10 protein-coding genes are annotated in these 9,167 nt (G+C 63.1%); 4 read left to right on the plus strand and 6 right to left on the minus strand.

All coding sequences use genetic code 11. The features are described from left to right. Positions 1-147: 147 nt before the first annotated feature. Positions 148-708 carry a hemerythrin domain-containing protein gene (locus ASE00_RS06450; protein ID WP_056378304.1) on the plus strand — a complete coding sequence of 187 codons (561 nt, stop codon included), beginning with the start codon at positions 148-150 and terminating at the stop codon, positions 706-708. Between the two features lie 23 nt (positions 709-731). Here ASE00_RS06450 and murA read toward each other — a convergent pair whose 3' ends face one another. The 4 genes from murA to ASE00_RS06470 all read right to left on the minus strand — a co-directional run bounded on the left by murA (position 732) and on the right by ASE00_RS06470 (position 5,593). Beyond that, entirely contained in the window at positions 732-2,015 is a 1,284-nt protein-coding gene (gene murA / locus ASE00_RS06455; protein ID WP_056378305.1) for a UDP-N-acetylglucosamine 1-carboxyvinyltransferase, read from the minus strand. 244 nt (positions 2,016-2,259) lie between these two features. Next, positions 2,260-2,622, minus strand: a complete 363-nt coding sequence (gene clpS / locus ASE00_RS06460; RefSeq protein ID WP_082594486.1) for an ATP-dependent Clp protease adapter ClpS — start codon at positions 2,620-2,622, stop codon at positions 2,260-2,262. A 170-nt stretch (positions 2,623-2,792) separates the two neighbouring features. Next, the gene (locus ASE00_RS06465) at positions 2,793-3,629 is read right to left on the minus strand and encodes a phasin family protein (RefSeq protein WP_056379390.1); all 837 of its coding nucleotides are present in this window, start codon (positions 3,627-3,629) and stop codon (positions 2,793-2,795) included. Positions 3,630-3,826: 197 nt separating this feature from the next. Next, positions 3,827-5,593, minus strand: a complete 1,767-nt coding sequence (locus ASE00_RS06470; protein WP_056378307.1) for a PHA/PHB synthase family protein — start codon at positions 5,591-5,593, stop codon at positions 3,827-3,829. 127 nt (positions 5,594-5,720) lie between these two features. On the opposite strand from ASE00_RS06470, the gene ASE00_RS06475 reads away from it, so the two are divergent. Beyond that, positions 5,721-6,929 (plus strand): LL-diaminopimelate aminotransferase, encoded by a 1,209-nt coding sequence (locus tag ASE00_RS06475; RefSeq protein ID WP_056378310.1) that lies wholly within the window; start codon positions 5,721-5,723, stop codon positions 6,927-6,929. 52 nt (positions 6,930-6,981) lie between these two features. On the opposite strand, the gene ASE00_RS06480 is transcribed toward ASE00_RS06475, so the two are convergent. Further along, positions 6,982-7,263: a hypothetical protein gene (locus ASE00_RS06480; protein ID WP_056378311.1), complete on the minus strand. Its 282-nt coding sequence runs from the start codon at positions 7,261-7,263 to the stop codon at positions 6,982-6,984. Positions 7,264-7,493: 230 nt separating this feature from the next. Between ASE00_RS06480 and ASE00_RS06485 the strand changes: the two genes are divergently transcribed. After that, positions 7,494-7,952, plus strand: coding sequence for a DUF2721 domain-containing protein (locus ASE00_RS06485; RefSeq protein WP_056378313.1), 459 nt, complete (start codon positions 7,494-7,496; stop codon positions 7,950-7,952). Next, complete coding sequence (locus ASE00_RS06490) at positions 7,949-8,368, plus strand: DUF4345 domain-containing protein (protein ID WP_056378315.1); 420 nt, start codon at positions 7,949-7,951, stop codon at positions 8,366-8,368. The genes ASE00_RS06485 and ASE00_RS06490 overlap by 4 nt, the downstream gene beginning before the upstream one ends. 223 nt (positions 8,369-8,591) lie before the next feature. On the opposite strand, the gene ASE00_RS06495 is transcribed toward ASE00_RS06490, so the two are convergent. Continuing rightward, positions 8,592-9,119: a hypothetical protein gene (locus ASE00_RS06495; RefSeq protein WP_056378318.1), complete on the minus strand. Its 528-nt coding sequence runs from the start codon at positions 9,117-9,119 to the stop codon at positions 8,592-8,594. Between the last annotated feature and the right edge of the window lie 48 nt (positions 9,120-9,167).

The following is a 9,167-nucleotide window of genomic DNA, read 5'->3' on the forward strand; positions in this document are numbered from 1 at the left end:
GCTGGGAATTGCTCCGGAATGGACCAACTTTATGTGTCGTAACCGTAACGTTCCCGTGTCCGCCGCATGCCCGGGCTTTGTTGGGAACATCGATCCGCCGCCGGTCGTTTCCGCCGGAAAGCCGTCAACCCGAACGAAGGTGATCGCATGTCCGGAAAATACAGCGCGCGGAACGAACAGGGCCTCCATGCCGTGGCGAAGGATGATCCGCTCGCGACGAGCCTACTTAAGCAGGAACATCATGTTTTCAGGAGGTTGTTCGATGAGGCGGAAGGCGCCTCGCCCCAACGCCTGACCGAAATCGCACGCGAACTGTGCATGCGGCTGAGCGTCCACATGGCGATCGAGGAAGAGCTTCTTTACCCTGCGCTGAAGCCGATCATCGGCGATGACGAGGTCAACGAAGGCATCGTCGAACACCAGTCGGGCAAACGCATCATCGCCGAGCTCGAGCAACTCGACGGAACCGAGGATCTGTTCGCCGCGAAGGTTCATGTACTGGGCGAAGAAACCGTCCACCATATCGACGAAGAGGACGAGGATCTTTTCGAGGACGCAAAGGCGGCCCATCTGGACGGGAAGATCGACCTTGAGGCGCTGGGCGATAAATTGCGCACCCGCCAAGCCGAACTGTATAACGAGATTGCCGAGACCGGAGAAACCGGCAAAACGTGCGAAGCCCAGCCGGATGAGGTCGAAAAAGCCTGAAGCCCCGAAAGGGGCCCAAAGGATCAGCCGTCGCTCTGCCGCTCGATATCCGCGCCGACGGCCGAAAGCTTCTCTTCGAGCCGCTCATAGCCGCGGTCGAGGTGATAGACACGGTGCACCCGGGTTTCGCCCTCGGCGGCCAGGCCTGCGAGGATGAGGCTCATCGACGCGCGCAGGTCGGTCGCCATCACTTCGGCGCCGATCAGCTTGTCGACACCTTTGACTACCGCAGTCCGGCCATGAACCTGAATGTCGGCCCCCATGCGCGCCAGTTCTGGCACGTGCATGTAGCGGTTCTCGAAGATCGTCTCGGTCAGCACGCTGGCACCGTCGGCCAGCGCCAGCATTGCCATGAACTGGGCCTGCATGTCGGTGGGGAAGGCAGGGAATGGCGCGGTCGAGACGGTCAACGCCTCCAGCTTGCCGTCGGCGCGCACATGGATGCCGTCGGCGACCTCCTCTACGCTCACTCCGGAGCTGCGCAGCCCGGCAAGGATCGCCTCCATATCCTCGGCCCGCGCGCCCGCTAGCAGCAGATCGCCGCCGGTGATCGCCGCCGCACACGCGTAACTGCCCGCTTCGATGCGATCGGGCATCACCGCATATTCCGCGCCGTGCAAGCTCGTCTTTCCCTGGATCGTCAGCCGGTCGCTGCCGATCCCGTCGATCTCCGCCCCCATGGCGACGAGGCAACGGCAAAGATCGACGATCTCCGGCTCGCGGGCGGCATTTTCCATCACCGTCTCGCCACGGGCGAGGACGGCCGTCATCAGCGCATTCTCGGTGGCGCCGACCGAAACCACCGGAAAGCTGATCCGCCCGCCGGTCAAGCCGCCCGAGGGCGCGGTGGCTTTGACATAGCCGGCGGCCAGCTCGATTTCCGCGCCAAGCGCTTCAAGCGCTTTCAGGTGCAGGTCGATCGGCCGGTTGCCGATCGCGCAGCCGCCCGGCAGCGAAACCGTCGCCTCCCCCGCGCGGGCGAGCAGCGGCCCGAGCACCAGGATCGAGGCGCGCATCTTCCGGACGATGTCATAGGGCGCGACGGTTGAGGCGATCGCCTTTGCCGACATCCGCATCTCGCGGCCGATCACATCCCCCGCCCCGCGCCGGACCGTCGTCGAGACGCCCAGCTCGTTGAGCAGATGCCCGAAGCTGTCGACATCGGCGAGCCGCGGCAAATTGGTGAGGGTCAGCGGCTCATCGCTGAGCAGTGCACAGGGAAGCAGGGTGAGCGCCGCATTCTTCGCGCCAGAGATGGGCAGCCGCCCCTTGAGACGGTTGCCGCCCCGAATATTGATGCAATCCATATGCTGCGTTTATCGCGTCGGAAGAAACGCGCAATGGAGTCTTTTGCTGAGCCTAAGGCGCCGGGCACCGACATCCGTCGGCTTGGCTTCGCGGAACACTGGCGCGTCCCGACGCAGAAGTCCTCGCCGGAGCCTGTCGAGGCTCCGCAAGCGCGAACGCGCGCCCGAGCTTATTGCGAGGAGAGCCAAGGGAGCGGATGCGACCGCCGGCGCCCGAGGTTAAACAATCAGAAGCTTGAGAAAGCTAAGCTTTCTCCAGCGTACACTGAAGCGGGTGCTGGTTCTGTCGCGCGAAATCGACGACCTGGCTGACCTTGGTCTCGGCGACCTCATAGCTGAAGACCCCGCAAACGCCGACGCCCTTCTGGTGGACGTGAAGCATGACCCGAGTCGCATCCTCGATATTCATCCGGAAGAAGCGCTGCAGGCACAGAACGACGAACTCCATCGGCGTATAGTCGTCGTTGAGCATCAGCACCTTGTAGGGCGAAGGCTTCTTGGTCCGCGTCCGCGTACGGGTGGCGAGGCCCAGACCCGTCCCGTTGTCATCGCCATCCTTGCGGGTGGCCATGCCGGTCGGCTCGATCGAGGTGGTAAGCAAACTCATCGTCGGAACGGGACTCACATATAGTGGCGTAGCATTCAGAATATGGCACTGCGCCCTGCTTCGGCAAGAGGCACGGTGGCTCCGGTCCGCCAAACTTTCCCCAAAAACAAACCGGCCGCCCCCAATGCGGGAACGGCCGGCCTGCAATGTCAGCTGACGCTAGGAAAGGGTCAGAGCGACGCCGACTTGATCTTTTCCGCCGCCAGAGCATAGCGGCTCGAGATCGGCTGGAAGACGTCGCCGGCCAGCTTCAGCCAGGCTTCGCTCAGCTTGGAGGCCTCGGCGACCGCGCTGTCGAACGCCGACTTCGCATAGTCGCTCTGGATCTGGAAAGCTTCGGTGGGGGTCTTCACCCCAGCCAGGCTCTTGAAGGTTGCCGTAGCGGTCTCGAAGCTCTTCTTGCCATAGTCAGCCATTTCCTGACCCAGCGATTCGGCGCCCTTGGCGGCGGTCTTTGCCGATGCCGCGAAGGCTTCGACATTGCCCTTGGTGAATTCGGTCAGTTCTTCGCCGGCCTTCGCGGTCTTCTCGAAAGCGGCCTTCGCACGATCGTTGAACTCAGCAATCATAAGTGTAACCTTTTCAGCAGCAGCCTTCGGCTTAGGTTGAGCGGTGGTGGCCATGACGGTCGTTCCTTTCGTTTCCGGCGATGATGCTGCCGGGGCGAACGGGGTTACCGGCGGCGAAGACTTCACGGTCGCGGATGCCGTCACGGCCGGCGCCGGGATCGGCTTGGCCTTCGCCACCGTCGGCTCCCCTTTCACCGGCAGAGATGCCGGCGGAACAGGCTTGGCTTCTACCGCCGCGGGCTTCACCACCTCCTCGACGGGCTTCGCCACGGGGGCAGCGGCCTTGGCCGCCACGGGAACGGGCGCCGGAGCGGGAACCGGGACTTGCGCCTTGAGCGCCTCGACCTTGGCCGCCGCCCCCTTGGGCTGGGCCGCCGTCTTGCCGGCCGGCTTGACGGCCATGGCCGACTTGCCTTTTTCCGAAACCTTATCCGCCATCGAATCGAAATCCATCAGGGATGTTGCGATGCACAATACTCATTTTTTGAGCAAATGCAAGATTGATTGTGCAGTGCAACAAAGCAGGGCTGTGAGACGCAAATTTCACTGGTAAACTGCGAAAAACACGCGCGCGCCGACAACGCCGGCCATGCGACCAGGTTCCTTTGTACTAAGATTTTTTTTGCAATTGCGTGTCAGCGGGTGCGAACGTAGCGACCCGGTGCATCCTCTATGGCGGGCAAAGCCCCCTGCCCTGGCAACCTTGCGCCTTCCGCGGATACCTGCGCATCGCCGAAGCTACCAAGCCATGCCCGCCAGTCGGGCCACCAGCTCCCCTTCGTTTCCCGGGCGATGGACTGGAAGGACTCCAGACTCTCCAGGGGCTGATCGCTGGTCCAATATTGGTATTTGTTCGCGGCCGGCGGGTTGACGACGCCGGCGATATGTCCGGATCCCGCCAGCACGAAGCGCACCGGCCCAGAAAGATGCTCGGTAAGCTTCCACACGCTGCGGCACGGCGCGATATGGTCCTCGCGCCCTGCCTGCACATAGGCCGGCGTCGCAATCCGCCGCAGGTCGATCGGCACGCCGTCGATGGTCAGCGCATCGGGCTCGACCAGCTTGTTGTCGCGGTAGAGATCCTGAAGATAGGCATGATGCCAGCGCGCGGGCAGGTTGGTCGTGTCGCCATTCCAGTAGAGCAGGTCGAAGGCCGGATACTCCTCGCCGAGGAGATAATTCTGCACGACATAATTCCAGATCAGATCGCGGCCGCGTAACAGATTGAAGGTCGCCGCCATATAGCGGCCGTCGAGCACGCCCGATCCGGCCGTCAGCGTGTCGATCAGCTGGAGTTGTTCGTCGTCGACGAATAGGTTGAGATCGCCCGCCTCCGCGAAATCGACCTGCGCGGTGAAGAACGTCGCGCTCGCGACCTTGTCCGCCTCGCCTTTGGCGGCAAGATAGGCGAGCGTCATCGCCAGGGCGGTGCCGGCGACGCAATAGCCGATCGTGTGAACCCGTTCGACCCCGAGCACCCCCCGGACGATGTCGATCGCGTCGACCTGCCCCCGCACGACATAATCGTCCATCATCACGTCGGCGATGCTTTCATCGGCCGATTTCCACGAGACGACGAACACCGACAGCCCCTGCTCGACCGCCCAGCGGATGAAGCTGTTCTTGGGATTGAGGTCGAGAATATAGAAGCGGTTGATCCATGGCGGGAAGATCAGCAGCGGCGTTTCGAGCAGCTTGTCCGTCGTCGGCGCATAGTGGATGAGCTGGTACAGCGGCGTTTCGTGGATAACCTTGCCCGGAGTCGCGGCAATGTTGCGGCCGACCTCGAAGGCTGCCGCGTCGGTGTGCGTCAGCTGCCCCTTGCTCAGGTCGGCGAGCATATGCTCGAGCCCATGAAGGAGGTTTTCACCGCGCGTCTCGAAGATGCGCTCCAGCACCAAGGGGTTTGTTAGCGGGAAATTGGACGGCGACAGCGCGTCGGCGATCGCGCGAACCCCGAATTTCAGCCGCTCGCGCTGGCGCGGATCGAGTCCTTCGATCGCATCCACGCCCTTGATCCAGGCGTCGCATAGCAAAAGATAGGCATCGGCGATGATGCCGAATATCGGGGTCTCGCGCCATTGCGCCGCCTTGAAGCGGCGATCATGCGCCGCCTCGGCGCCCGGCTCTCCCTCCAGCAGATGGCCGAACAGGCCAAGGCTCGCCTTGATCAGTTCGCTCTGTTGCTCTGCCAGCTTCTCCGGATCGGCGAACAGCGGCGACGGCAACGGCGGCAAGGCGAGATCGGCCGGAGCATGGGCCATCGTCTCGGCGACATGCTCCATCAGCATCTGCTGGGCTTGTCCGATCACGCCGGTCCAGTGCTGGATGTCGGCGAGCGAAGGCAGCTGGGCCCCTGCGCCGTCCCCGGCCTTGCCCCAGTCTTCGCCAATCTCAGCCATGCAAAGCTCCAGCCAAAGCTTTTTTCACGTGCCGCCTGCAATCGAGGCGCGGAATCTGTATAGGTCGCTTTGGCGAACATGGGCGAACTCGCCCCGCTCGCCAAGTCCGAAACCCAAAGGAATCGAAATGTCCGAGGAATTTTACCGCATCAAACGCCTGCCCCCCTATGTCATCGCCGAAGTGAACGCGATGCGGGCGGCGGCGCGAGCGCGGGGCGAGGACATCATCGACCTGGGCATGGGCAACCCCGATCTGCCGCCTCCGCAGCATGTCATCGACAAGCTGTGCGAAGTAGCGCGCAACCCCGATGCGCACGGCTATTCCGCATCGAAGGGCATCCCGGGCCTGCGCAAGGCGCAGGCCAATTACTATCAGCGCCGCTTCGGTGTCGACGTCGATCCCGAAACCGAGGTCGTCGTGACGCTCGGCTCGAAGGAAGGGCTCGCGAATCTTGCGCAGGCGATCACCGCCCCAGGCGACGTCGTGCTCGCCCCGAATCCGAGCTATCCGATCCACACCTTCGGCTTCATCATCGCCGGGGCGACGATCCGCTCGGTGCCGACGACGCCCGATGAACGCTATTGGGAAGCGCTCGACCGAGCGGTGAAGTTCACCGTGCCCAAGCCGTCGGTGCTGGTGGTCGGCTATCCGTCGAACCCCACCGCCGAGGTGGTCGATTTCGCCTTCTACGAGCGGCTCGTCGCCTGGGCGAAAGAGCATCAGATCTGGGTGCTGTCCGACCTCGCCTATTCCGAACTCTATTATGACGGCGTGCCGACGCCTTCGATCCTGCAGGTGCCCGGCGGCAAGGATGTCGCGGTGGAGTTCACCTCGATGTCGAAGACCTATAGCATGGCCGGCTGGCGCATTGGCTTCGCGGTAGGCAACAAGAAGCTGATCTCGGCGCTGACGCGGGTGAAGTCCTATCTGGATTATGGCGCCTTCACGCCGATCCAGGCAGCGGCGGTCGCTGCGATCAACGGTCCGCAGGATATCGTCGAGAAGAACCGCGAGCTATACAAGCGCCGTCGCGACGTGTTGGTCGAAAGCTTCGCACGTGCGGGATGGGATATTCCGCCATCGCGCGCGTCGATGTTTTGCTGGGCGCCCCTGCCCCCCGCGGTCGCGCATCTCGGCAGCCTCGAATTCTCGAAGCAGCTACTCACCCATGCGGGCGTCGCGGTGGCGCCCGGGGTCGGCTACGGCGAAGACGGCGAGGGGTTCGTGCGCATCGCGATGGTCGAGAACGAACAGCGGATCCGCCAGGCCGCCCGCAACGTGAAGCGCTACCTGCAATCGATGGGCGTCAACGTCGGCTCGAAGACCGCAGGCTGACAGGAAAAAGGGAGGGAGGCGAGTTTCGCCTCCCTCCCTCTAACGAGTCAGCTTACTTCGCGGCGAAAACCGCCGCGCCGCCCGATTTCGCGAGGTCCGAGGCCTCGGCGCGGAAGCGGACGGGCGAGCCGGCATAGCTGCCCGAAACCTGCGCACCCTTGACCCGCAGGCTGAATGCCGCGCCGGTCGACAGATTCTTGCCGGTGACCAGCTGATAGCTGCCATAGGACTTGACGGCATATTCATAGGCCTCGCCATTGCGGGTGAAGCTTTCGGCCATGGCCGGCGCCGCGGCGACCGACGACAGAATTGCGAGCGTAAGAAAAGTCTTCATCACAAATCTCCCTTCATATGGTTGCCAGCAGGTCCTCTTTATTGTGCGTCGCAACATCATTCGGCGCGGGTAGCATCGCAATTGAATATTGCGGCGTAACGAGTGCATATCTTGCATTAATTGCTACGGCCGCATGCGTGGGTGCAGGATTTGCACGTTGCCATCTTCCGATCCGGGTTCCGGACAGGTAGAGCGTGCCCCATACCGCCCTAAGGGGGAAGCGCATCATTATGGCCACATTGCCATCCGCACCTGATGGGATCGCTCATGCGATCTCGCTCGCTCTCGCCCCGTCTTTTTTGGTGACCGCGATTGGTGCGATCCTTGCGATGTTGACGGGCCGGCTGGGGCGAGTGGTTGACCGGGCTCGCTGGATCGAGCAGAATTTCACCGATAAGAGTGATGCCCGCCATGTCCTTCAGGTGCAGGAACTCCGCCTGATCGATCAGCGAATAAAATATGCTAATCGCGCGCTGGTCCTCTGCACCGTCAGTGCGGTCCTGATATGCATCGTCATTGCAGGGCTGTTTCTCGCAGCGCTTTTAGATCTGAAGCTTGGCGCGGCAATGGCGATCGCCTTCATCGTGGCGATGACGCTGCTGATAATCGGCCTCGGCCTCTTTCTGCTGGAGGTCCGGATCGCCGTTAAGGCCACACGCATCCAGGATGAGTTGCTCGAACGCGAATGAGACGGGAACGGCTTCTTCTTCAGGGGGTGGTAACGCTCGCCTGCCTCGTGCCGATCCTCGCCGGACTTGACGGGGTGCTGCGCGGCGTGGGCATGTTCAGGTTGGCCACCCCGCCTCCCAGCCTCGATAGCCACTTTCGCTATTTGTCCGGCATCTTCCTCATGCTGGGCCTCGCCTTCGCCTCGACCATATCCGCAATCGAACGTCAGGGGCCGCGCTTTCGTCTGCTTGGCGCCATGGTGGTGACGGGCGGGCTTGCACGGGGGTTGAGCTGGATCATGATCGGCCCTCCCGGGCTGCCGCACCAGCTGGGCCTCGTCATGGAGCTCGCCGTGGTGCCGTTGCTGATGCTCTGGCAACGCCGTGTCGCGCGGCTGGCAGCCCTCGACGACGCTCGAGAGAACAGGGCGGCTTGAAATGAAAAGAGCTGCCGGAGCCTGAGCCCCGGCAACTCCAAACATGGTCAGCGGCCGGAGTGCCGGCCCGGAGAACCCATGGCGCGTTAGACGCGCGTTCCCCGAACGGACAGAACCGACCTCCATGCTGAACCATGAGACATCGGATCACCTCCTTTCGCAATGTTGCCAAGGACTTCAACATGAGTCATTCGCACCTTGCGAACAAGGCTTGTTTTGAAAATTATTTTCGGCAATCCTCGATGGCTCGCGCCGGCTCCGCCCAGGCTGGAATTGCCAGGCTCGACAGCCCCGGCGACACCACCGCGATCCTGCCCCGGCTGAAAGCGAGTTCATCCAAAAAGGCGTCCCTGGCGTTGAGGACGACCGCGCTCATCGCGAGTCCGCCCTCATTCACGTGCCCCGCCGGGAAACGCGCGGTCCGATAAGAAGTGGTGATCGCCAGTTCGCTCGCCGTGCCCGCGCGCATCATTGTCACCCGGCGCGTGGCGGCGTCGCAGATCACCGCGAACTGCGTCGCCCCACCCTCGCCATAGCGTGCCGAGGATATTGGATCGCCCGGCACATAGCGCCAGCGCCCCGGGGTCAGCGGCCAGTCGCGCCAGTCACCGCTCATCGGCAGCGGCGCGACTGCGGCCGGAGCGGGCGGGGGCGGCGGAGCGGGTCGCGGGACGGGGGCGGAGGTACAGGCGCTGATGCCCAGCAGCGGCAGCAGCGCGAGCCGCCGCAGGTCAGTCGATCGAAACATCATCGCATGTCCATGGCGGATCGGGCGCGCGATGAAAACCCCTGCGCGGGG

It is taken from the genome of Sphingomonas sp. Root710, from assembly GCF_001429065.1.
GTDB lineage: Bacteria > Pseudomonadota > Alphaproteobacteria > Sphingomonadales > Sphingomonadaceae > Rhizorhabdus.